Origin of the sequence: Pseudoalteromonas sp. BZA4, from assembly GCF_040104395.1 — a bacterium.
Lineage (GTDB): Bacteria > Pseudomonadota > Gammaproteobacteria > Enterobacterales > Alteromonadaceae > Pseudoalteromonas.
This window is the reverse complement of sequence record NZ_JBECOT010000002.1, coordinates 1-24926: the sequence shown is the minus strand read 5'-3', so window position 1 is coordinate 24926 and position 24926 is coordinate 1. Positions and strand designations below refer to the sequence as shown.

General features: G+C 40.0%; 22 protein-coding genes. 17 read left to right on the top strand and 5 right to left on the bottom strand.

Annotated features, from left to right (window positions below; all coding sequences use genetic code 11):
- Window positions 1–152 precede the first annotated feature (152 nt).
- The 5 genes from ABMY41_RS01110 to gdhA all read left to right on the top strand — a co-directional run bounded on the left by ABMY41_RS01110 (window position 153) and on the right by gdhA (window position 5266).
- Complete coding sequence (locus ABMY41_RS01110; RefSeq protein WP_349273959.1) at window positions 153–992, top strand: hypothetical protein; 840 nt, start codon at window positions 153–155, stop codon at window positions 990–992.
- On the top strand, window positions 989–2086 hold the full coding sequence (locus ABMY41_RS01105; protein ID WP_349273958.1) for a hypothetical protein: 1098 nt from the start codon (window positions 989–991) through the stop codon (window positions 2084–2086). The genes ABMY41_RS01110 and ABMY41_RS01105 overlap by 4 nt, the downstream gene beginning before the upstream one ends.
- 91 nt (window positions 2087–2177) lie before the next feature.
- Window positions 2178–3575, top strand: coding sequence for a M28 family metallopeptidase (locus tag ABMY41_RS01100; RefSeq protein WP_349273957.1), 1398 nt, complete (start codon window positions 2178–2180; stop codon window positions 3573–3575).
- A gap of 133 nt (window positions 3576–3708) precedes the next feature.
- Window positions 3709–3831 carry a hypothetical protein gene (locus ABMY41_RS01095; protein ID WP_285835528.1) on the top strand — a complete coding sequence of 41 codons (123 nt, stop codon included), beginning with the start codon at window positions 3709–3711 and terminating at the stop codon, window positions 3829–3831.
- Between the two features lie 82 nt (window positions 3832–3913).
- On the top strand, window positions 3914–5266 hold the full coding sequence (gene gdhA, locus ABMY41_RS01090; protein ID WP_287243782.1) for an NADP-specific glutamate dehydrogenase: 1353 nt from the start codon (window positions 3914–3916) through the stop codon (window positions 5264–5266).
- A gap of 243 nt (window positions 5267–5509) precedes the next feature.
- Here gdhA and ABMY41_RS01085 read toward each other — a convergent pair whose 3' ends face one another.
- From ABMY41_RS01085 to ABMY41_RS01070, 4 genes are all read right to left on the bottom strand, one after another.
- Window positions 5510–6484, bottom strand: coding sequence for a transposase (locus ABMY41_RS01085; protein ID WP_349273954.1), 975 nt, complete (start codon window positions 6482–6484; stop codon window positions 5510–5512).
- A gap of 250 nt (window positions 6485–6734) precedes the next feature.
- Complete coding sequence (locus tag ABMY41_RS01080) at window positions 6735–8450, bottom strand: AMP-binding protein (RefSeq protein WP_289096705.1); 1716 nt, start codon at window positions 8448–8450, stop codon at window positions 6735–6737.
- Between the two features lie 235 nt (window positions 8451–8685).
- Complete coding sequence (locus tag ABMY41_RS01075; RefSeq protein WP_175078269.1) at window positions 8686–9138, bottom strand: DUF3010 family protein; 453 nt, start codon at window positions 9136–9138, stop codon at window positions 8686–8688.
- A gap of 64 nt (window positions 9139–9202) precedes the next feature.
- Window positions 9203–10216 carry an endonuclease/exonuclease/phosphatase family protein gene (locus ABMY41_RS01070; RefSeq protein WP_287244333.1) on the bottom strand — a complete coding sequence of 338 codons (1014 nt, stop codon included), beginning with the start codon at window positions 10214–10216 and terminating at the stop codon, window positions 9203–9205.
- A 249-nt stretch (window positions 10217–10465) separates the two neighbouring features.
- Between ABMY41_RS01070 and thrS the strand changes: the two genes are divergently transcribed.
- The 10 genes from thrS to ABMY41_RS01020 all read left to right on the top strand — a co-directional run bounded on the left by thrS (window position 10466) and on the right by ABMY41_RS01020 (window position 20775).
- A complete protein-coding gene (gene thrS / locus ABMY41_RS01065) occupies window positions 10466–12376 on the top strand; it encodes a threonine--tRNA ligase (RefSeq protein WP_063529252.1) in 1911 nt (636 codons plus the stop codon).
- A 57-nt stretch (window positions 12377–12433) separates the two neighbouring features.
- The gene (gene infC / locus ABMY41_RS01060; RefSeq protein ID WP_082389338.1) at window positions 12434–12997 is read left to right on the top strand and encodes a translation initiation factor IF-3; all 564 of its coding nucleotides are present in this window, start codon (window positions 12434–12436) and stop codon (window positions 12995–12997) included.
- Window positions 12998–13205: 208 nt separating this feature from the next.
- Window positions 13206–13406 carry a 50S ribosomal protein L35 gene (rpmI, locus tag ABMY41_RS01055; protein ID WP_054554888.1) on the top strand — a complete coding sequence of 67 codons (201 nt, stop codon included), beginning with the start codon at window positions 13206–13208 and terminating at the stop codon, window positions 13404–13406.
- A gap of 15 nt (window positions 13407–13421) precedes the next feature.
- Window positions 13422–13781 (top strand): 50S ribosomal protein L20, encoded by a 360-nt coding sequence (gene rplT, locus ABMY41_RS01050; RefSeq protein ID WP_036968189.1) that lies wholly within the window; start codon window positions 13422–13424, stop codon window positions 13779–13781.
- Window positions 13782–13980: 199 nt separating this feature from the next.
- Window positions 13981–15777, top strand: a complete 1797-nt coding sequence (locus ABMY41_RS01045) for a M14 family metallopeptidase (RefSeq protein WP_289096701.1) — start codon at window positions 13981–13983, stop codon at window positions 15775–15777.
- A gap of 1 nt (window position 15778) precedes the next feature.
- Window positions 15779–16420 (top strand): MBL fold metallo-hydrolase, encoded by a 642-nt coding sequence (locus tag ABMY41_RS01040; protein ID WP_287244326.1) that lies wholly within the window; start codon window positions 15779–15781, stop codon window positions 16418–16420.
- 145 nt (window positions 16421–16565) lie between these two features.
- Window positions 16566–17024 carry an Lrp/AsnC family transcriptional regulator gene (locus ABMY41_RS01035; protein WP_036968198.1) on the top strand — a complete coding sequence of 153 codons (459 nt, stop codon included), beginning with the start codon at window positions 16566–16568 and terminating at the stop codon, window positions 17022–17024.
- A 144-nt stretch (window positions 17025–17168) separates the two neighbouring features.
- Entirely contained in the window at window positions 17169–18725 is a 1557-nt protein-coding gene (locus ABMY41_RS01030; RefSeq protein ID WP_175078273.1) for a SulP family inorganic anion transporter, read from the top strand.
- Window positions 18726–18880: 155 nt separating this feature from the next.
- Complete coding sequence (locus ABMY41_RS01025; protein WP_054554884.1) at window positions 18881–19954, top strand: histidine kinase; 1074 nt, start codon at window positions 18881–18883, stop codon at window positions 19952–19954.
- Window positions 19951–20775, top strand: coding sequence for a LytTR family DNA-binding domain-containing protein (locus ABMY41_RS01020; RefSeq protein WP_289096699.1), 825 nt, complete (start codon window positions 19951–19953; stop codon window positions 20773–20775). Before ABMY41_RS01025 ends, ABMY41_RS01020 begins: the two co-directional genes overlap by 4 nt.
- Before the next feature lie 82 nt (window positions 20776–20857).
- On the opposite strand, the gene pyk is transcribed toward ABMY41_RS01020, so the two are convergent.
- A complete protein-coding gene (gene pyk, locus ABMY41_RS01015; RefSeq protein ID WP_054561412.1) occupies window positions 20858–22291 on the bottom strand; it encodes a pyruvate kinase in 1434 nt (477 codons plus the stop codon).
- 423 nt (window positions 22292–22714) lie between these two features.
- Here pyk and gndA point away from each other — a divergent pair, with 423 nt between their 5' ends.
- Complete coding sequence (gndA, locus tag ABMY41_RS01010) at window positions 22715–24088, top strand: NADP-dependent phosphogluconate dehydrogenase (protein ID WP_054553937.1); 1374 nt, start codon at window positions 22715–22717, stop codon at window positions 24086–24088.
- Between the two features lie 128 nt (window positions 24089–24216).
- Window positions 24217–24926, top strand: a 710-nt coding sequence (locus ABMY41_RS01005; protein WP_349274019.1) for an IS4 family transposase, incomplete at its 3' end; no start/stop codon positions are given.

Here is a 24926-nt window from a genome sequence, read left to right as displayed (position 1 = left end):
GTCTTTTTGTTAATTTACTTAACCAAATAAGGGGACATGAAAAGTTAAATTTGATGTTTTTATGACAAATAAACTAACCCAAACGCTTTTCATAAGTTTGTAATACAAATGCTATAAATTAGTCATTTAAAAGACACTTTTAACAATAAAAAATGCCACGTAATTTTGTTTTCACTGTTTTAAGACTGCTTATTGCTACACTGGTTTTACTGCCTGCCATGGTGTTTTTAAGCCAGCAAACAATTGAGCCTGTGGTTTTAAAAGAGCAATACAGTTACAGCTGCAAAGTAAAAAATACGAGCGGTAAAAAGCATTTTCATATTTATATGCCGACTAATTGGCAGGTTGAAGAGTTTGCGCAGACCTTATGCGATACGTTGCTCGCTAAGCAGAGTTTTGAAACTGTCACTGTGTCTTGGCAACCCAGAGAAATGCTAAGCACAGAACAATTACTCAGTGACAATTATGCGCTTTTTCTAAATCGTGATTATGCCTTAAGTGGTCTACTGCCAAATTGGGATGATTTTTATACAGCAATATTAAGCTTGCCAAGTTATCAGATTTCGTGGTTTTCACATCAAGACAATATGCAGCTTTCAGCAAATTCATTAAAAAATAAACGAATAGGTTTACTCGAAGACAAGCGCAGTGAGTCTGGTTATTTAGCCCCTATGAGTGAATTAAAACAGTTTGGTCATGGGCTTGATAATGCACAATTGGTTTTTTACCCGAATAGAGAAAGTTTGGTTAATGATTTCTTGGCAGAAAAACTCGATATTATTCCGAGTGTCGGTCACCATGGGCAATTAAAGCGTTGGCCAGCTTCAAAAACACAGCCTTTACAGCATGTTTCATCAACCTTATCTTGGTACCTTAATGATCAATATGCTGATTTAGCGCCGCCCCTTGTAACCTATTTACAGCAATATCAGTCAAGGCTGTTAAAGGTTCATACCACGCATCCTTATAGTCTCGATAAGGGGCTAAGATGAATTACTTAAAAGCCCTTGTATTATTTTTACTTATTTTTGTTGGGCTGATTTATTTATCTGGGCAAAATGCTAAGCAGCAACTAATGATGACACTTGCAGAGCAGCTTCCTCAGGTTGTTAACCCTTCACTCAATAATGCCATAGATGAAAGCCAAGAACTTTCGCGCATGAGCCACTCACTATTAGATGATTTGCATGACATTACTTTTGTATCAAAGCTACCGGGGGATTTAGTTGCTTCTTTGACTGTGACTGAATTAAACCTAAGTAAAATAAAGCTCTCAGGAAGCGACACACTTAACTGGCTATTTGGTAATCACGCACTCTATGCAAGCATTGATAGTTCAGTTAACTTTAACTATTGGCTGGTGGCTTTTTGGGCAAGCGCATTTACTGCACTAGGTCTACTTATTGATTATTTGTTCAAGTTTATATTTAAGCTCCAGACTAACAGGCAGAAAGTACCTATACCCGATCAATTAACGACTGCGGAAGATAAGTTAAGCACTGCTATTGAAGAGTTACGCTGGTTTGATGGTTTAAAGCAACAGGGTTTAATAAAGGGTTTAACGGCACAGCAAGAATTACAATTGGCATCGCTTAAAGAGCAGCAAAAATGTTGGTTTAGCATAGCCCTAAAGCAAGGTTTAAACATTGAACAAGCATTAAAAGCAGCAGAGGCTGATGATGCGTTATGCTTTGACTTAGCAAATCAACAAGTGATTATCCATGGAGTGCCTATCCGGCTTTCAAAGACACCTTTACTTTATTATTTTTGGTATGCAAAAAGAAAGTTTGAAGCCGAGCCTGCTTATTTAAATCCGCCACAGGGTAAACCTGATCATAAAAATGGCCAGCAGCTAGCCATATTAATGCAGCAGTATGGTGGTCACCAAAAAGCGATACGTGATCTTAATGAAGGCTTAAAAGGTAAAACCTTAGATCAAAACCGCAACAAAATTAAAACTGAGCTGCAACGCGTGCTTGAAGGATTGGCATGTGATTATCTTTTTGATAGTGAAAGGGACGAGCGAACTGCTCGCTATCGTTATAGCTTGAAGTTACCAGCGTCTAAATTAAAGCTTGGCCCGTAGTTTTAACCTAGTAATTTGTCTTCTAACTCATAACTATTGCGCGAAATGAAATATTAGTTAGCCTTTAATGATTCATTGAAGGAGTGAAACTATGTTTAAGCGTAAAATAATAACAACAATGGGTGCTTTGTTTAGCTCATCGCTGTTATTGATCTCGGCAGCTCATGCCACAACACCTCAATATAAAGATCAACAAGCTTTGCATGATATTGCAAATGCCGTTTCTAAAACACGTATAGAGCAAGATATTCAAACGCTGGTTGATTTTGGCACTCGCCATACTCTCTCTGAGACGAAATCAAATACGCGTGGTATTGGTGCTGCAAGACGTTGGATCAAGTCTGAGTTTGAGGCGATTTCTAAAGCCTGCGGTAACTGCCTAGAAATCATCGAAGTAAAAGACACTATTTCTGGTGAAAAGCGTATTCCAAACCCGGTTGAAGTTGTCAATATCGTGGCTATTCAGCGCGGTCAAGTTGATGCGAACCGTATGGTTATGATGTCGGGTGATATTGACTCGAGAGTGTCTGATGTAATGGACTATACCTCAGATGCGCCAGGGGCTAACGATAATGCATCTGGTGTGGCTGGCGTGCTGGAATCGGCGCGTGTTTTATCAAAGTATAAATTTAATGGCTCAATTGTTTATGCAGCTTTATCTGGTGAAGAGCAAGGCTTGTTTGGCGGTAAAATTTTAGCTAAATATGCACAAGAGCATAATTGGCGTGTTCATGGTGTTTTAAACAACGACATGATTGGTAATTCAACCGGCATTAATGGAGTAACAGATAACACAACTGCACGTATCTTCTCTGAAGGCACTCGCGTTATAGAAACCAAAGAGCAAGCCCATAAACGCCGTTTTACCGGTGGTGAAGTTGACTCTGCAAGTCGTAACCTAGCGCGTTACATAGATACAATCGCAGATCGCTACATTGAAAATCTAGATACCATGTTGGTATATCGACTCGATCGTTTTGGTCGAGGAGGGCATCACCGTCCATTTAACGATGTTGGCTTTGCCGCTGTGCGTATAATGGAAACTAACGAAAACTATAATCAACAGCATCAAGACTTGCGTACTGAAAATGGTATTACCTACGGTGACACCATTGACCATGTTGATTTTGCCTATGCGGCGAAATTAACGTCACTTAATGCAGTGACAATGGCTTCAATGGCATGGGCTCCAGCGCCACCAACGGGCGTTAGTATTTCAGGTGCAGTAAAGCCAAGTACAACATTAGCGTGGCATAAAAGCGATGATCCAACGGTGGTCAGTTATAAAATCTATTGGCGTTACACCAGTGAGCCACAATGGCAATTTAGCCGCGATGTTGGCAATGTAACCGAAGCAACACTGAAAAATGTTGTTATCGATAACTACTATTTTGGTGTTGCTGCTGTAAACAAAGACGGTATTGAATCACCGGTTGTTTTTCCTGGTGATGTTGGCGCGTTTGAATGGCCAGACAAATCAACTAAATAGGAATCGTTAAGTCATAGCGGACACCTCCCAGTTCGCTATGAGCTTCGACAATTTTTTCATTGTTAATAAAGCTGATTAAAATTAATGCTTATTGCAGGCACCTTTAAAGTAAAGCAAATTAACGTCGACTGTGATGCTGGCAAATAGTGCCTTAGAGCTTGTGGCAGAAGTTTGGTTTTATGATTCTCAAAATGAATCACTGCGTTTTGAGTGGCAATATGATGGGGAGCAATCAGCGGTGTTCACTATTCGTTAAACATGAGTGATCGATATTATGTCTTAGTCAGTTTAATTCTAATAGACTGAATATTTTCAACAGCTTGAAAGAGGATTTTGTAATGCAATATATCGAAGAGGTACTGCAATCAGTTAAAGAGTCTAATCCAAATGAGCCTGAGTTTTATCAAGCTGTTGAAGAAGTGCTTTCATCAATAAATCAGGTAGTAGAAGGTAACAGTGAATATCAACAGCAGGCAATTCTAGAGCGGTTAGTTGAGCCTGAAAGGCAAGCAATATTCAGGGTTCCTTGGCTTGATGATAACGGCAAAGTGCAAGTTAACCGTGGTTTTAGAATCGAATTTAGCTCAACTCTAGGCCCATATAAGGGAGGCTTGAGATTCCATCCGAGTGTTAATCAAAGTGTGGTGAAGTTTTTAGGCTTTGAGCAAGTTTTGAAGAATGCACTCACAGGGTTGCCATTAGGAGGCGCTAAAGGCGGTGCTGACTTTAACCCTAAAGGAAAAAGTGACAATGAAATTATGCGTTTTTGTCAGTCATATATGACTGAACTCTATCGTCACATAGGTGCTAACACAGATGTTCCTGCTGGTGATATTGGCGTTGGGGCGAGAGAAATTGGTTATCTATTTGGTCAATATAAACGGATCACTAATCAATTTGAAGGGGTACTAACTGGTAAGCCTGAGATTATGGCAGGTTCTTCACTGAGAACAGAAGCAACTGGCTATGGTGTTGCATATTTTTTAAGTGCCATGCTAGATGCTAAAGGCGATTCTTTAAGAGGTAAGCGATGCCTAGTTTCTGGTGCTGGTAATGTAGCATTGTATTTGATGGAAAAGCTTGACCAATACGATGCTGTTATTCTTAGCTGTAGTGATTCAAAAGGGACCTTGTATTGTAAAGATGGGCTTGATGTGGCTCTTGTAAAACACTTAAAAAATGAACAAGGTGCTGAGCTTAGGGATTATTTGAACGAGCACAAAGATGCTGAGTTTACGCCTGTAAATCAATACCCTAGCGACGGACATCATGTATGGCGATATGAGGCGGATATTGCACTTCCTTGTGCAACTCAAAATGAAATTACCGAAAAAGATGCTGAAGCTTTGGTTGAAAATGGCTGCTCTGTTGTATGCGAGGGTGCAAACATGCCGACCACAGCTGATGCGTTAAAAGTGTTTAAAGACAATGATGTATTTTTAGGTCCAAGTAAGGCTGCAAATGCTGGTGGAGTTGCTACCAGTCAATTTGAAATGGCTCAAAATGCCAGTATGCAAAAGTGGCGAGCTGAGCAAGTTGATGAGAAACTTCAACAAGTTATGAAGTCTATTTTCGATACAATTTCAGCTACCGCCAAACAGTACTCGAATGAACATGACTTGGTCCTTGGTGCGAATATAGCAGGGTTCGAACGAGTTGCAGATGCAATGTTAAAACAAGGAGTTGTGTAACGTTTCTTAATTAAAGTTAAAGAGACATCCATTTTTTAAAAAAGACACCCACTTCTAGTATGTAAAAAGTAGATAGTCAGAGCTTTTGGTTGAGTTCATTTATGTACAAATTATGTTTAGTTCTTTGTTGTTATTTAAATTTAAAAATCAGTTATTTAATTCTAGATGAAATTAAATTCAGTACGTAGAAATTTCTATTTTTTAAAATAGATGAATAAAGTAGTAAATGAAAAGTTTAAGTGTTTAGCAAAACAAAGTTTGGCTATTAGTTATTGAGCTTCTTCTCTTTCGTTTCATGCGATTTGAATAAGCATTGATTGCCAGCTCTTTACCCGCTGTATTTTTAAACGAGCGGGTAAAGGAAGTGGTGAGTGTGAGCCAGTTTTCAGTACAGATGTTTAATCTTTCAAGTATTGGTAATGCATTTTCTGGGATTTTACCTGGCTTATCTTCTCGTATTGAACGGCCTGTCCAATCTACAAGTTGCAGATATGTCTTGAGCTCAAATGGTAGTCCCTTAGGCATATGTTTACGAGGTTTACCTGCAAAGCGCATAAGCGATTTCGGTTGCTTATCATTTTGAGCTGCATTAAATCTAGATTTAATACTGGTGTAGTCAGATTCTTCTGGTAAATCAGCCGCTTTTGCTCTAACAGGATTTAAATCTACATAAGCGAGGCAAGCGGCAAGTGCTGCTTCATCAAGTAAAGCTTGTGATTTAAAGCGACCTTCCCAAAATCGTCCTTTACATTCATCCTCTAGATTCGCTTTTCGTGCAATGCTCTCATTAAGAACTCGCATAAACCAACTAATGCTGCTGAGCCGTTCTCGATATAAATTTACTCTGGCATTAACTGCAGCGAGCTCAGCTTGTGTTAGCAATTCGCCATTTAAGAATCGTTGGCAAAGGAATGTACTTTTGAATAACTTGTGCCATCTAATAAGAATCGCTCTATTATTCAGGCGCTTTGCTTTTGCTATATCGATGTGAAGGACCAAGTGCGTGTGATTACTCATAACCGCGTAGGCGCAAATATCAATACAAAATATCCTGCCAAGTTGAAATAGTTTCTTTTCAACCCAATCGCGCCGGTGTTCATACGAACGACCTGTTAGTGGGTCTTGCCCGCACAAATAAGCGCGACGAACGCAGCGTGAAATGCAGTGATAGTAAGGTGTGTTTGAAACGCTAATTAAGTTTCTACGTGGGGTTGCCATGCTCTTCTCCTCCATGAGTTGAACAATTTAAGTTTAGTCATAATTTTGTGAAGTGAGAAATATTAAGTTGGATGTCTTCTTAAATTTATTCTTTAGATATGAAGTTCGGTTAACTCCTTAAATAAATATGGGCGTCTTAATTTAATATGGGTGTCTTAATATCTTTTCATAATATGGGTGCCTTAATAAATTAAAAAGCTCAGCGGTGCTGAGCTTGGTTGAAATTTGAGAGTATTTTGCAAGTAAATGATTACGAAAAGGCTTTTTCGCTTAGGAGTTCTTGCATTTGTTCGCGCATTTTAAATTTTTGAAGTTTGCCTGTTACTGTCATTGGGTATTCATCAACAAAGCGGATGTGCTTTGGTACTTTGAAATAGGCTAGTTTATCTTTTAAGAAATCACGAATGGCATTTTCATCAAGTACTGCATCATCTTTAGGTTGGATCCAGGCACATACTTCTTCACCGTATTTTTCATCGCTAATGCCAAATATGGCTGCATCTTGAATACCAGGGTAGGTGTAGAGAACTTCTTCTATTTCTCTTGGGTAAATGTTTTCACCACCACGGATGATCATGTCTTTTATTCGGCCAACAATAGCAACAAAACCATCTTCGTCCATCACACCTAAGTCTCCAGAATGTAACCAACCGTCTTGATCAATTGTTGCTTTCGTTTTCTCTTCATCATTCCAATAGCAGCGCATAATTCCAGCACCACGACTACATACTTCACCCGGTATGCCAACTTTTTGAATATCACCCAGCTCGTCGATAATTTTCACTTCAGTATGGGCTAATGCACGGCCCACTGTGGTAACTTGTTTTTCGAGAGGCGAGTCGGTTTCGGTCACGTTATTGATAGGGCTACACTCAGTTTGGCCATAACCAATTACAACTTCTTTCATATGCATTAATGAATGAACTTTACGCATAACTTGCTCAGGGCAGGTTGAGCCGGCCATTACGCCTGTTCGAAGGCTAGATAAGTCATAGTTTGCAAAATCTTTAAGCTCTAACTCGGCGATAAACATAGTTGGAACACCATGCAGGCCGGTACAGCGTTCCTTTTCAACAACTTCTAGGGTTGTTTTAGGGTCGAATGAATCACCCGGAAAAACTGCGGTGGCGCCTTTACTTATACATACTAAATTGCCAAGCACCATACCAAAGCAGTGATATAGCGGTACAGGAATACAGAGTTTATCCTCATGTGTCAGCTTCATCGCTTGGGCCATCAAAAATCCGTTATTGAGGATGTTTTTATGAGATAAGGTCGCTCCTTTTGGATTACCCGTAGTACCAGAAGTAAATTGAATATTGATATCTTGGTCACAGCTTAAAGTAGCAGCTATTGCATCAAGCTCTAGCTTATGGGCATCTGTTGCGCGCTGCATGATATCGCTGAAGCTAAATATGCCAGTAGCAGGCTCATCACCAATACGAATTATATTTTTTAGGTGTGGCAGGGCGTTTAAATTTAACTCACCTGCTTGTGAATCTTTAAGTTCCGGTGCGAGCTCATTGAGCATGCTTATATAATTACTGGCTTTAAATTCACTTGCTGTGATAAGTGTTGAACACTCAACACTATTGAGTGCGTATTTTAATTCGCTTGGTCGGTATGCAGGGTTGATGCACACCATAATTGCACCAATCTTGGCTGTAGCAAATTGGGTTAAGCACCATTCAATATTGTTAGGAGACCAAATACCAACCCGGTCGCCAGGTTTTACGCCAAGTGATAATAATCCCATTGCTAACTGGTTAATCTGCTGCTGGTATTGTCTATAGGTTAATCGGATCTGTTGATGATGAACCACAATTGCGGGATGATCAGGGTAATTGTCGACAATATTGTCAAGGTACTGTCCAATTGTTTGTTCTATCAATGGAATGTCTGTACGGCCTTGATAATAGCTTTGAGTAAGTGGAAGCGCATTATAGTGTGTGTTCTTTGTCTGCATTGTATTCTCCGTGTCCGGTTAATTTGTTGTCATGGACTTGATGCAAAAGAATTGAAACAATCATTTAGGATGATTTCAAAACATGCGTACCTGATTAACTAAACATAGATTGTCGACAAAGAAAAGCTTTATAAGACTAATGTACAGAGTGTAATTTTAATAAAGCAGAATAAAGAATGGGTTTTGAGGTATAAAAAAACGTGCCGTAGCACGTTCTTTTAAGAATAAGCAGAAATTAAGCTTTTGGCTCATCTTGCTTATAAGTTTTACGCATGATGTACACGTAAGCACTAATGAATGCGTTTTCTTGGAATTTTTTCAGGCCTGTGTCTTCAAAATCAATAGGTACTGGGTTGCGCTTAAGCTGCTCTTTGATTTCAGTTGCAGATAAAACTTGCACATCTAAGTGCTCGATTAACTGAATAGCCGTTTCCATTTTGAAACCTTTCGCACTACCAGCGAATTTACCTTTAGCTTGGCGCTCTTTGATTGCTACAGAGTCAATTTGGTAATCTTCCATTAATTTTTTGAAATCAAATTGGAATTTACGCATTACTTCTGTGTCATTACCGTTACCTAAGGTAAAACGTGTTTGTCTGACATCACGGATATCAAATACGTCATTGTCTTTGGTTAAAATACACAGTAGTACGTCGCTACCTGTAATTTCTACACCGCATGTTCTCATGGTCATTCTCTAAATAACTTAATTTGCGCAATTATAGCAAGTAACGTTATGAAAAACAGTTGCTTTAAAAATGAATTTTTATAGCGATAACACTATGGTCACTTACACTAATGTCTTCGGTCAGTTGTGTAGGGGAAATATGCTTGTCATAACTTTCATAGTCGAGTGCTTTCACCTTTGAAACTTGGCAATCGGGATTAAAATGTGCAGAGGCAAGAATATAATCTAGTACATTACCTTTACCTTGGTAATAATGGCTAAAGGGTTTGTTTTTCTCATTATAAAACGAGCGGCTAAACTCGTAGCTGTCGGTTAGGCCAACAACGGGTTCGTTATGTTCTATGCAGGGCTCACAGCGTGTAGGATGAAACCCTTGTGTCATAAACGATAAAGTAGGGCTAGTAAGTACATCGTTAAAGTCACCCATAACGAGCGTTGCACATTGCTTTTCGCGTTGGGTTTTTAGCGCATCATAATAAACAATAGATGCTTCCAATGAACGCGATATTTGAGACTGCATGGTACCCACAGTCTGGTGTAACAACTGCAGCAACGGATCTTCAAGGTTATGAATATTAAGAATATGCGCCATTGATTGCACACGTTGTGACTTAAAGTGAACAACATAAAGACAGACTTCACCAAAATCAGGTAAATCAATCATGCATTTAATCGGAGTGCGGTTAAATTTAAACTCATTTTGATTGTTTAAGTACTCAAGTAATTCAGGGCATGGCGATAGTGCATCGGCCGATTTAAACGGGTATTTACTGGCAATGGCTACCACTGGATTGAATAACACTTGCGGATAAAGGCTATCATGGGACGGGCTATCGACCGTTTTAAAATAATCATATCCCGCTTCTTTGCATTGTACTTCTAGAGCATGCTGACTAAACACTTCTTGAAACGCCACCACATCAGGGTTTGCCTCATTTAAGAAATTAGCTACAAACAATTGTTTTTGCTGCCATTGCGTATTGTTATAGCGTTCATGTAATTGGTAAAACGAGTAGGGTGGCACGGTGTAATTTAATAAATTAAACGTTGCGAATTTGAACGTACGCGTGTTTGGCATTTTCATCACTCTAAAAGTACTGACTCACTAAGTATGAAATGACTTAACTAATTGTCAATTTAGTCTTCTAACTACTTGTATTTGAGCACGTGAGCAGCGACAATAGCTGCTTGTATTTGCGAAGACTCAGTAAATACAAGCTTAAATAGCAATGCTTATTCGTAAAAGCGTTGCAGAGTTACATAAAATTTTTTTAAAAATATTACATGTGATGCATTGTAGGCATCACCACTGTATTAAGGATTTATAATGCCAGTTATTACCCTCCCTGACGGCAGTCAGCGTAGTTTTGAAAACCCAGTAAGTACATATGACGTAGCGAGCGATATCGGTCCAGGTCTTGCCAAGGCAACGATTGCAGGCCGTGTTAATGGTACTCGTGTTGATGCATGTGACTTAATCACTGAAGATGCGCGTTTAGAAATTATCACAGCAAAAGATGATGATGGTTTAGAGATTATCCGTCACTCATGTGCGCACCTTATTGGTCATGCAGTTAAGCAGCTTTTCCCTGAAGCAAAAATGGCAATCGGTCCGACCATCGATAACGGATTCTATTACGATATCGATATGGAACACTCTTTAAGCCAAGATGATTTAGATGCTATCGAAAAGCGTATGCTTGAGCTTGCTAAAACAAACTACGACGTTGTTAAAAAGACCGTAAGCTGGCAAGAAGCACGCGATACTTTTGAAGCGCGTGGTGAAACCTATAAAATGGAAATTCTAGACGAGAACATCGCGAAAGATGATCGTCCAGGCTTATACCATCACGAAGAATACATCGATATGTGTCGTGGTCCACACGTTCCAAACATGAAATTCTGTCAACATTTCAAAATCATGAAAGTGGCAGGTGCTTATTGGCGCGGTGATTCTGAAAACAAGATGCTGCAACGTATCTACGGCACTGCATGGGCAGATAAAAAGCAACTTAAAGCGTATTTAAAACGCTTAGAAGAAGCTGAAAAACGTGATCACCGTCGTATTGGTAAAGCGCTTGATTTATGGCACTGGCAAGAAGAAGCGCCAGGCATGGTGTTTTGGCACAATGATGGCTGGAGCATTTACCGTGAACTAGAAGACTTCGTTCGTGAAAAATTACGTGAGTACGATTACGAAGAAGTTAAAGGCCCATTAATGATGGACCGTGGTTTATGGGAAAAATCAGGTCACTGGGACAAATACGCAGATGCGATGTTCACAACTGAATCTGAAAAGCGTGAATACGCAATCAAACCAATGAACTGTCCGGGTCACGTACAAATCTTTAACCAAGGTTTAAAATCATACCGTGATCTTCCATTACGTATGGCTGAGTTTGGTTGTTGTCACCGTAACGAACCATCAGGTGCATTACACGGCTTAATGCGTGTACGTGGCTTTACTCAAGATGATGCGCATATCTTCTGTACTGAAGAGCAAATCATGGATGAAGTTTCTGCATGTATCAAAATGGTTTACGACACATACGAAACGTTTGGTTTTGAGAAGATCGTTGTAAAACTGTCTACTCGTCCAGAAAAGCGTATCGGTGAAGATGAAATGTGGGATAAAGCTGAGCTTGCGCTAGCTGATGCATTAAAAGCAAACGACATTGAGTTTGATTACCTACCAGGTGAAGGTGCATTCTACGGTCCTAAGATTGAGTTTACACTCTATGACTGTTTAGACCGTGCATGGCAATGTGGTACTGTACAGCTAGACTTCGCATTACCAGGTCGTTTAGGTGCAACTTATGTTGCTGAAAATAACGAACGTCGTACACCAGTTATGATCCACCGCGCGATTTTAGGTTCAATTGAGCGTTTCATCGGTATTTTAACTGAAGAATACGCTGGTTTGTTCCCAACGTGGCTTGCTCCTAAGCAAGTTGTGATCATGAACATCACGGACAAACAAGCAGATTATGTGCAAGAAATTGTACAAAAATTAAATAAACTTGGAATTAGAGCCGCTGCTGACTTGAGAAATGAGAAGATTGGCTTTAAAATCCGTGAACATACGTTAAAACGTATTCCATATTTACTTGTTGTTGGCGATAAAGAAGTTGAACAACAAGAAGTGGCAGTACGCACTCGCACAGGTGAAGACCTAGGCAAATTTAGTGTTGATGATTTCATTGCAAAAGTAAGCGAAGAAATTAAAAATCGACAATAAATCATGAGCGTGTAGGGCAAAACAAACAGCCAACTACACGCTTTTTATTTTATATTCTTGGAGGATCGTACCATTAGAGGCGGCAAGAAAGGGCAACAAACAGCTCAAAAAAATCGTATCAACGAAGATATTACAGCTAAAGAAGTTCGTTTAATTGGCATCGACGGCGAGCAAGCTGGCATCGTGTCATTAAAAGAGGCGCAAGCTATCGCTGATGATGCGGGTGTAGATCTTGTAGAAATCAGTCCTAATGCTGAGCCACCTGTTTGTAAGGTTATGGACTACGGTAAGTTCATCTTTGAAAAAAGCAAAGAACTAAAAGAACAAAAGAAAAAGCAAAAGCAAATCCAGGTTAAAGAAATCAAATTCCGTCCAGGTACGGATGAAGGTGACTACCAGGTTAAGCTACGCAACTTACGCAAGTTCTTAGAAGCGGGTGATAAAGCTAAAATCACTATCCGTTTCCGTGGTCGTGAAATGGCTCACCAAGAAATTGGTATCGAATTATTAAACCGTGTTAAAGCCGATTTAGAAGATGTTTCACAAGTTGAATCATTCCCAAATCGTGTTGAAGGTCGCCAGATGGTTATGATGATGGCACCTATTGCTAAAAAGCAATAAACAGGGTATATTACGCACCGATTTTATTTCAGGTCTGCAAGTAACAGTTTACTGTTCACCTGAAATAACCGGTTATAAGTAAGGTTGCACTGCTTTTGTAGTGAACCTTCACCGGATTATGGCAGTAAGTTAGGCCTTAAAAGTAGAGCTATTTTTATATCTCTCGCCTGCTTGCTAATTTTTAAGCAATACATTTGGAGTTATTGCAATGGCTTACAAGCTAAAAACTCACAGAGGCGCGGCTAAGCGTTTCAAGAAAACTGCTTCTGGCGGTTTCAAGCGTAAACAAGCGCATCTTCGTCACATTCTGACTAAGAAAACTTCTAAGCGTAAATTACACTTACGTCCTAAGATGATGGTTCATAAGAATGACCATGGTCTAGTTTCACGTATGTTACCATTCGCTTAATAGGAGTCTTCAGAAATGGCAAGAGTTAAACGCGGTGTTATCGCACGTGCACGTCACAAAAAAGTTTTAAAGCAAGCTAAAGGTTACTACGGAGCACGTTCACGTGTTTACCGCGTAGCTTTCCAGGCAGTTACTAAAGCGGGTCAATACGCTTACCGTGACCGTCGTGCTAAGAAACGTACTTTCCGTCAACTTTGGATTGCACGTATCAATGCAGCAGCTCGTCAAAACGGTCTTTCATACAGCCGTTTTATCAATGGTCTTAAAAAGACTTCTGTAGAAATCGATCGTAAGATCCTTGCAGATATCGCTGTTTATGACCAAGTTGCATTCGCAGCGCTTGTTGCAAAAGCAAAAGAAGGCCTAGCGGCTTAATTTCGCTTTTCATAAAGTTTAAAAAGGAGCCTTGTGCTCCTTTTTTTGATCTTAATTAATATTCATAACTAACAACGATTTTGCATAGCGTATGTCGTTTGCTCCATTTTTTTGTTGAATCACCGCAGTTTACGCAATCCATTCAGATTAGTTGTTATAATTTCCCCAATATAGAATAAGTACCGCACTTGAGAGTGATATGTTTGCGAGTTTAGTGTTTTTATCTGCTGCAGTAACTTTAGACAGCCACTTACCCCCACTGTTGCCATGGCAAGGCGATAGTGTGTCTTTAATGCAAGAAAAAGGACCTTTAACCACAGATTTTGAATTAAGCGAAGGCACTTTATCGCCTGATTATGCAGACACTATGGCTTTCGTAGATCGCCTTGTTGCCGCAAACCCAACACAATTCAAAGTAACGACTATTGCGACAAGCAGCGCTGGTCGTGCGGTTAAGATGTTAGTGGCGAATGAGCAAGGTTTGTTTGATGCCAAACAACTTGTTGCTGATACAAAACCAACCATCTTTATTCAAGCAGGCATTCACAGTGGTGAAATTGATGGCAAAGACGCCATGTTTATGTTGCTACGCGATATTGCAACAGGTAAACGCCGCGATATTCTCAGCAAAGTCAATATTCTGTTTATTCCTATTTTAAACGTTGATGGTCACGAGCGTAGTAGCCAATACAACCGTATTAATCAGCGTGGTCCAGTAGAAATGGGCTTTAGAACGAATGGTCTAAATTTAAATTTAAATCGTGATTACACTAAGCTTGATACACCCGAAGTACGCGGTGTAATGCAGGTTATTAATCAATTTAAGCCAGACTTATACGTGGATGTCCATGTAACAGATGGTGCTGATTACCAATATGATGTTACCTACGGCTATAATCCGGTTTTTTCTAGTGAATCACCAAGTGTGTCACAAGCGCTGGATAATCTATTTAAACCTGTTATTGATGCCAAACTCGAAAAAGCAGGGCATATTCCTGGTCCACTGGTTTTTGTAATGGACAAGCGCGAATTTAAAAAAGGTTTAGCTGGTTGGGTGGCAACACCACGTTTTTCAAATGGTTGGGGTGATTTACGGTCATTACCAACAATATTAGTTGAGAACCACTCTTTAAAACCTTATAAGCAGCGCGTATTAGGTACTTATGTATTTATTGATGGTGCTATTGACGCTTTAGCTGCAAACGATAAAGCCCTTAATGAAGCGGTTCAAAAAGAGCTAGATTTCAAACCGACACAATTAGTTGTTGAACGCGGTTATGCTAAAGAGCCAGATACCATCGAATTTAAAGGGATCGCTTATTCAAGAACTGAAAGCGCATTGTCAGGGCAACCTGAAGTTAAATATTTAGGTGAAGCTAAAAACTATGACGCATTACCGGTTTTTTGGCAAAAAGAAGTTAAAAAGACCGTTAACGTTCCTGCTGCGTTTTATATTCCGCCGGCGTACAGCCAATTGGTAAGTAAACTTAAATTACACGGCGTAGAAGTAACGACACTTAATGAAACTGTTTCTGAGCCATTAACGCAAGCAAGCGTTGCTGATTATTCATTTGCAAAAGCTCCTTTTGAAGGGCGCTTTCGTGTAGAGGCGACATTTGATTACAACACCGTAGAAAATGTCGATATGACCGGCTGGTATAAAGTTTCGACTGAGCAGCCATACTCAGAACTGGCTACACACTTACTACACCCAGAAGCGCCAGATTCATTCTTTGCTTGGGGCGAGTTTAATACTATTTTTCAGCGTACTGAATACGTTGAGAATTACGCTTTAATGCCGTATGCACGTCAAATGCTAAAAGAAAAACCTGCATTGGCTTTAGAGTTCGATAAAAAAATTCGTGAAGATAAAAACTTTGCAAAGGATGCTGATGCGCGCTTGCATTGGCTTTATGAGCGTACACCGTTTTATGATCAAGGCTATTTAAAATACCCAATTTTAATGGCGTTTGAGCAGTTACAAAAAGGACAATAACATGAAAGTGAAAGCTGTTCCTGTTACTGGCTTTGCGCAAAATTGCCGCATTATTATTTGTGAGCAAACGAATAAAGCGGCATTGGTTGACCCTGGTGGCGACGCAGACAAACTTCAAGCAGAACTTGCTGCTTTAAATTGCCAATTAGAGGCAATTTATTTAACACATGGCCACTTAGACCACGTGGGCGCTGCAAAGCAACTCGCAGAGCATTTTAGCGTTGATATCATTGGCCCACATTTAGATGATAAATTTTGGTTTGATGCCTTGCCAATGCAAGCGCAAATGTTTGGTTTTGCACTAATTACACCGTTTTATCCAACGAAGTGGCTAAATCATGGCGATACAATCACAGTGGGTAAACTTGAATTATCTGTACGCCATTGCCCAGGGCATACGCCTGGTCATGTTGTTTTTTACCACCAAGGTTCAGAACAGCTGATTGTGGGGGACGTGATTTTCCAAGGCTCTGTCGGTCGTACTGACTTCCCGAAAGGGGATAGTGCGCAATTAATCGAATCAATTAAGTCTGAGATTTTATCATTCTCTGATGAAGTTGCTATTTTGCCAGGCCACGGTCCGAATACCACCGTAGGGCATGAGCGAAAAACCAATCCATTTATTAGCGGACGTTTTGGTTAATGCCAACGCGTAACAATAGCTTAGTAGTTTGTAAGTGGATCAGTATAAAATTGCAATTTTTTTGCATAAATAGTAGAAAATAGGCAGACTGATTTTTAAATCAGTTATATAATTTAACCAGTATTTTTACAGAAAAAGAAATAAAATGTCTCTGAACCAAGTAGATCGCCAAATTTTGGCATTATTACAGCAGGATGCTAGCTTATCTACGGCAGAAATTGCCGATAAAGTTGGTTTATCTCAATCTCCATGTTGGCGTCGTATTGCTAAGCTTGAGCAAGATGGCTATATCAAAGGTAAAGTTGCTTTGCTTGACGAGAAAAAGCTTGGCTTTGATATGTTAGTTTATGCCCATGTCCGTCTATCTAACCACGGTAGAACGAATCTAGCTGAGTTTGAGCGTTTAATTATGAGCTATGATGAAGTAACGGAGTGTTACAGCATGGCGGGTACCATGGACTTCATGCTTCGAATTATTTCTAAAGGTATTGAAGGTTATGAGCAGTTTGTTCGTGATAACCTACTAAACCTTGAGTTTGTTCAAGAAGTTCACTCAAATGTGACCATGACATGCGTTAAGCGTAGTACGTCTTTACCTCTTTAATCTTTTTCTACTACGTTTTATTTTTTCGAAAACGGTTAGTGCTTTTAGGTACTAGCCGTTTTGTTGTTAATAATTGTTAACTTTTGCGGATTTTGCTAGAATTCTGCGCCTTGCCGAAATGCATTCACTATAAAGAGGATCTTAATGTTTAACTTACTCAGCAAAGCGCCAAGCTCTGCTAAAAACGATATTCTATCAGGCCTGACCGTTGCGTTGGCATTGGTACCAGAAGCGGTTGCGTTTGCTTTTGTTGCTAATGTTGAGCCTTTGGTTGGTTTATATGCCGCATTTATTGTTGGCTTAATTACGGCTATTTTTGGTGGTCGTCCAGGTATGATTTCTGGTGCTACCGGTGCACTAGCCGTTGTAATGGTAAGTTTAGTTTTAGATCATGGTGTAGAGTATTTATTTGCTACCGTCTTATTGATGGGGATACTGCAAGTACTCGCAGGTATCTTCAAACTCGGCAAGTTTATTCGCATGGTTCCGCACCCAGTAATGCTGGGCTTTGTAAATGGTCTTGCGATTGTTATTTTCTTAGCTCAACTTGGGCAATTTAAAGTACCAGACGGTATGGGCGGCCAACAGTGGATGGAAGGGCAAGCACTTTATATTATGCTTGGCTTAGTAGCGTTAACTATGGCTATTATTCATTTCTTACCTAAGCTAACCACTGCTGTACCTTCATCGTTAGCTGCCATTGTTACTGTAACAGCGATTGTGATTGGTTTTGATTTAGAAGCGCGCACTGTACTTGATTTCTTAAAAGGAATGACAGGTAATGAGCAGGCAACGATTGCCGGTGGCTTGCCGGAGTTCCATATTCCTATGGTGCCATTTAATCTTGAAACATTAAAAATTATCTTCCCTTACGCTTTAGTTTTAGCGGCGATTGGTTTAATTGAATCGTTATTAACACTGACCTTAATTGACGAAATTACTGAAACCCGTGGTCACAGTAACAAAGAGTGTATTGGTCAAGGCGCTGCAAACATTACCTGTGGTTTCTTCGGTGCAATGGGTGGTTGTGCGATGATTGGCCAATCTATGATCAATATTAACTCGGGCGGTCGTTCACGTTTATCTGGTATTAGTGCCGCAATAATACTGCTAGCATTCATCATTTTTGCAGCCAGCCTCATTGAAATGATCCCACTGGCTGCCTTAGTTGGCGTTATGTTTATGGTTGTTCTTGGTACCTTCGAGTGGGCAAGCTTCAAGATGATGAAGCGTGTACCTAAGTCTGATGCTTTTGTTATCGTACTTGTTTCAGGTGTAACCGTAGTAACAGATCTTGCGATCGCGGTATGTGTGGGTGTGATTGTTTCGGCTTTAGTTTTTGCTTGGCAGCATGCTAAACACATTTACACAAGCAATTACATCGATGAGCAAGGCTCTAAAGTGTATGAGCTTCATGGTCCTTTATTCTTTGGTTCGGTTAAGAACTTTGGTGAGTTATTTGATGTTAAAAATGACCCAGAAGACGTGATCATTGAATTCAAACATAGCCGTGTTGCTGATCATAGTGCGATTGAAGCGATTGACAGTCTCGCAGACAAATACGCAAAAGTGGGTAAGAAACTGCATTTACGTCATTTAAGCCCTGATTGTATTCAACTTTTACACAATGCGCGTGATTTAGTTGAAGTCAATGTGATTGAAGATCCAAATTATAAAGTGGCTTCAGATAAACTAGCTTAAAAATAAAGCAGAGAAAAAGCGAAGGCTGTTGTGGTCTTCGCTTTTTTAATGTCTGAAGAATGCGGTAAGGCTATAAAAAATTAAGATAGGCGGCAGTGCTTTGTTCTCGTGACTATCGGTATAATAAAAATAATTATGAAAGGTAATCTGATATTTTGAATTGGCAATCATTAGTTGATAATCGACAACGCTTTTTCTGGGTTTTGCAAATTGCAGGCTGGATAGGTTATGCGTTAGTTAATTATATCGGCTCAAAAGTCTTTGAAATGCGTGATATTTACGTATTTGTTATTGTATTAAACGCTTATGCAGGCTGTTTAATGACAGTACCTTTACGTTATATGTATCGTAAAGTTTGGAATGCCTCACCTTGGGTATTAATGCTTGTCGTTTTTGGTGCTTCCTATGTCACAGGCACATTATGGGCCGTTGTACAAAAATTCAATTTATGGGAAATCTATCGTCACGGTTACCGTCCAAATGAATGGTTTTATTACTTTCAACAAGGTTTAGATTCGGTTTATATCATCCTTTGTTGGAGTGGTTTGTATTTTGGTATTAAGTATTACCAGCTATTGCAAAGTGAGCGACAAAAGGCTCTAAAAGCAACCACAATGGCTCACGAAGCTCAGCTGAAAATGCTGCGCTATCAACTTAATCCGCATTTCTTATTTAATACCCTAAATGCAATCTCAACCTTAATTTTGGTAAAAGAGAACAAAGATGCAAATTTAATGGTGTCAAAATTGAGTGACTTCTTACGATACACACTCAATACTGACCCAATAAAAAAGGTGCCATTAGAGCAAGAAATTCATGCCCTCATGCTGTACTTAGAAATTGAAAAAGTACGCTTTGATGAACGTTTACAAGTTAATGTAGATGTAAGCGAGCAGGCAAAAGAAGCCTTGGTACCAAGCTTGATCCTTCAACCTATTATCGAAAACTCGATAAAGTATGCGATAGCGCAACTAAATGAAGGTGGTGTGATTGATATTAAAGCACAAGTTTTTGCAAATGAACTATTATTGGAAGTAGGCGATAATGGTCCTGGTACTGAGCTTAAAAATGGCCAACTGGTTAATTCTCAAGGCGTTGGCATAGCTAATACACAGGACCGCTTAAAAACACTTTATGAGAACAACTACTCGTTTGTTCTCTCTGACAATACGCCAAGTGGATTAAAAGTTAATCTGCGCGTTCCGTTTGAAAAGGCTGTTAAGAAATGAGCAAAATTAGAACTTTGATCGTTGATGATGAACCGCTAGCAAGAAAAGGCTTAGCAGTTCGACTTTCTGAGTTTGACGATTTAGAAGTCATTCGTTTATGTAGCAATGGTCAAGAGGCAATTGATGAATGCTTATCGGGCAATATTCAATTGGTTTTCTTAGATATTCAAATGCCAAATATGAACGGTTTTGAAGTTGCAAGAGCACTTAGCGAGAGCGTTAATCCATTACCCGCTATTGTGTTTGTAACGGCTTTTGACCAGTTTGCAGTTAAAGCATTCGAGATTCATGCGTTGGATTATATTCTTAAACCAGTCGATGACAACAGACTAAAACAGGCGGTAGAAAAAGTGCATACCTATTTAAAAACGCAACAAGATAACGCCCATAAGAAAAAACTAGCGAGCTTTGTTGCAGGTATTACAGGCAATAATTGCGAAGAAATTTTAAAGAAGTTAGCAACGGGCGATAGCCTTGCTGACCGTCGTTATCCAGAATCATTAGCTGTAAAAGAGCAGGGCGAGATTGTTCGTGTGCCTGTTATTACAATTCAATGGGTTGATGCGGCTGGTGATTATATGTGCCTTCATTGCCAAGATGGGCAAACGCATATCCTTCGTAAAACAATGAAAGAGCTTGAACAAGAGCTTGATCCGCAACTATTTGTGCGAGTTCATCGCAGTGCCATTGTGAATACTAAGCAAATTAGCAAACTTGTAACTCAAGTAAGCGGTGAATACCTATTAGTGTTAGATAACGGCCAAGAACTAAAAGTAAGCCGTAGCTATCGCGATAAAGTGAAAGCAGCGCTCGCGAACTAATAGCTATTCAAAATTTAATCAGTTAAAAACAAAAAAGGCGCAATTATTAATTGCGCCTTTTTTATTGAAAATTTGTAGCAGATTAAACAGTTACAATCTTCATTGTGTTTGTTGCACCAATCGTTTCCATTGCATCACCGTGAGTTAAAATCACAGTATCACCAGCTACTAGTGAGCCTTGCTCAACAAGTGTGTTTAATGCATCACGTACCATGCTTTCGTCTTCACACTTCGTTGAATCAAAGAATACAGGATAAACACCACGGTAAAGTGCTGTTTGGCCTAGCGTGCTTGGATGACGTGATAATGAATAAATTGGTAAACCAGAGCTGATGCGCGACATCAATTTAGCTGTACTACCTGATTCAGTCAGAGTCACAATAGCTTTAACAGAATCTAAGTGGTTAGCTGCATACATCGCAGATAATGCAATTGATTCAGCATTTGATGAAAAACGGCTGTCTAAACGGTGTTTAGAAACGTGCGTTTCTTTTTGTGATTCAGCACCTAAACAAACGCGAGCCATAGTCGCTACGGTTTCTTCAGGGTAGTCACCAGCGGCTGTTTCTGCAGATAACATAACTGCATCAGTACCATCTAATACGGCGTTTGCTACGTCCATAACCTCTGCACGTGTTGGCATAGGGTTATCGATCATAGATTCCATCATTTGTGTTGCAGTAACAACTGTACGGTTAAGTGAACGAGCACGGCTAATGATAAGCTTTTGCTTACCAACTAGGGCTGCATCACCAATTTCAACACCTAAGTCACCACGCGCAACCATTACAGCGTCAGAAGCAAGTACGATATCGTCAATTGCTTCAACGTTCTCAACTGCTTCTGCACGTTCGATTTTTGCTAATAGTTGTGCGTTTGAGCCAGCGGCTTCTGCTAAAGAGCGAACATAACGCATGTCATCACCACTGCGTGGGAATGAAACAGCAATATAATCAACACCAATCTCAGTAGCAGTGATTAAATCTTCTTTATCTTTATCAGTGAAAGCAGGGGCTGTTAAACCACCGCCTAAACGGTTGATACCTTTGTTATTTGAAAGTACGCCACCAACAGTAACAGTCGTGTGAACTAGGTCACCGTCAACGCTATCTACTGTTAATTGAATTAATCCGTCGTTTAATAACAGTAAGTCGCCTGTTTTAACGTCGTTAGGTAGCTCTTTATAGTCGATACCTACCGCATTAACGTCGCCTTGGCCTTTTTCCATTTTTGCATCAAGGGTAAATTTTGCGCCAACTTCTAGGTTTACTTTACCGTCTTTAAACGTTGATACACGAATTTTAGGACCTTGTAAGTCTGCAAGGATAGCAACGTGTTTGCCTAAACGCTTAGCAATGCTGCGTACCGCTTCTGCGCGGTCTTTGTGATCTTGTGCTACGCCATGTGAGAAGTTCAAACGAACCACATTTGCACCTGCACGAATAATTTTTTCTAGGTTGTTATCGCGATCGGTTGCCGGTCCAAGGGTCGCAACAATTTTTGTGCGTCTTAGCATCAAATTCTCCTGTGCGCTCAAATATATTAAGCGAATTGATGGTTATCTATTAAAATGTCGTGCTATAAACCTTTAATATAGGCTTATACATAAGCACAATGTAGAACTCATAAGTAAAAAATGATTGTTTTTACTTATGAGAATCTGGCTCTTTGTATTAATTATAGAGTATACAAAGGGTGAATGACGTTATTATGACACCGGTGTCAGGTAGCGTCAATACACATACCTTTTTAAAGGGTATTATAAAAATCTGGTCCGATGCCTTGGTTATTTTGATATACTGGGGGCAACGTCGCTTCATGATTTCGATGATTTATCTCAAGTTGGCTGTCAAGCTCGCATTTTTGGGCTGCTTGGGTATAATGCGCGCGTAATTATTTTGATTAACTAACCAATAGTTGTTACCGAGGAGGACACTAAATGCAAGTTGCATTAGTAGGGTTAGGCGTTATGGGTAAAAATCTTGCCCTCAACCTGATTGAAAAAGGGCTGACATTAGTAGCTTATGATAAAAACCCAGATGCGGGTGCCGAGTTACTAAGCTGTGCGAAAGCACTAGGTTTGGCAGACCGTTTACATATTGTGTCTGATTTAAATGATATGGTTAGACGCTTAGAGCCGCCTCGTTCGATTCTTCTTTTAGTTCCTGCTGGTGAATTGGTTGATAAAGTATGTACAGAGCTTGCAGAAGCAGGTGTTGACTGTGATGACATTATCGTAGATTGCGGCAACAGTAACTACAAAGATGGCATTAGCCGTAAACTTAAATATCAAAACAAATTTGAATTTGCCACTATGGGTATTTCTGGCGGTGCAGAAGGCGCACGTCACGGTCCTGCAATGATGGCAAGTGGTTCAGAAGGCGGCTGGGAGCGTGTTGAGCCGTGGTTTGAAAAAGTAGCGGCAAGCTACAAAGGTGAGTCGTGTTTTGCACGTGTAGGCCAATCTGCAAGTGGTCACTTTGTGAAAATGGTTCATAACGGTATCGAATATGCGTTAATGCAATTAATTGCAGAAATGTATCAATTATTACGTTTAGGTACTAATCGTTCACCAAAAGAAGTGGCTGACATTTTCAATGAATGGTCTGAAGGCACTTTAAATAGCTACTTACTGTCAATTTCAAGCCATATCTTGAGCCTTGAAACGACTGAAGGCGAGCCACTAGTTGATTTAATCGACAATAAAGTTGGCGCGAAAGGCACGGGTTTATGGACTGCACAAAATGCCCTAGAGCTTGGTATTGCAGTGCCATCACTAGTCGCAGCTGTTCAAGCACGTCACTTAACAAATACTTGTGATACGCATGCTGCTAAAGAAATGACTTACGCTGCTAAAGCAACTGATACCGTTGATTTAGACTTAGCAGAGCTAAAAGATGCATTCACATTGGCAAGTTTACTTGCTTACCGTCAAGGTTTAGCCCTTATCAAAGGTGCGTCTCGTGCGCATCAGTGGAAAGTAGATCTTTCTAAAACGCTACAAACGTGGCGCGCAGGTTGTATCATCCGTGCTGATTACTTAGACAATGTAGCTGAAGGTGTAGAATTTATTGATTCTATGCAGCGTGAATCAGCAGCATTACGTAAGGTAACGGGTGCAGCAGTTGCATCTGGTCTTGCATTCCCAGTGTTAACTGCAACGCAAACTTACATTGCGACGTTAACAACACCAAGTAATGGTCACCTTGTTCAAGCACAACGTGACTACTTCGGTGAGCATGGTATTAAAACTCATAGTGGTGAGATTTGCCATTTAACAGACTTAGTTGAGATTGACGAAAAAGTTCGTTAATTATCAAAAAGCATAAAAAAGGCACCAATTGGTTAATGCTGATCAGTTAAGAAGTTGATCAGTTGACCGATCAGAATGATCATGCACAATCCGTAGTTAGGCAACTAACTACGGATTTTTTTGTGAATATAGAACAAGCTCTTCATTCTGCTTTCGAAGAAAGCACTCGTTACCACACGTTTGAAAAATTATCTGAAATTTTATCTTCTGACCTGATTGAACAAGGCTTTCAACAAGCTGGAGTAGCCACAGTTAGAAAGCGCAGGTTGCCTTTAGAAGCTGTGCTTTGGTCTGTTATTGGCATGGCATTATTTCGTAAAGAATCTGTCTGGAATATTGCGAATAAACTAGACATTATGCTGCCTGGCAAAAATCAGTTAGTCGCCCCGAGTGCCATGGTTCAAGCTCGCCAGCGATTAGGTGATGACCCCGTTAAGCAAGTCTTTAATAAAGCTGCTGATAATATGTACCATACAGAAGAGTTTGACACGTGGGCTGGGTTAAATTTATTAGCGGTTGATGGTGTTGTTTGGCGTACGGCCGATTCAGATGAGAATCGTGAAGCATTCTCATCGGCTAGCAACCAATATGGTGATACAGGATTCCCACAAATTCGCATGGTTTGTCATATGGAACTCACCAGCCACCAACTGATAAGCAGTGAGTTTGATAACTATAAGACGAATGAAATGAAGCTTGCTGAACGACTGATTGAGCGTACACCTAACCACTCGTTGACCATGTTTGATAAAGGATACTATTCACTGGGCTTGTTAAATCGATGGCACAGCACTGGAGAAGAAAGGCATTGGCTAATACCTGCAAGACCTGATTTACA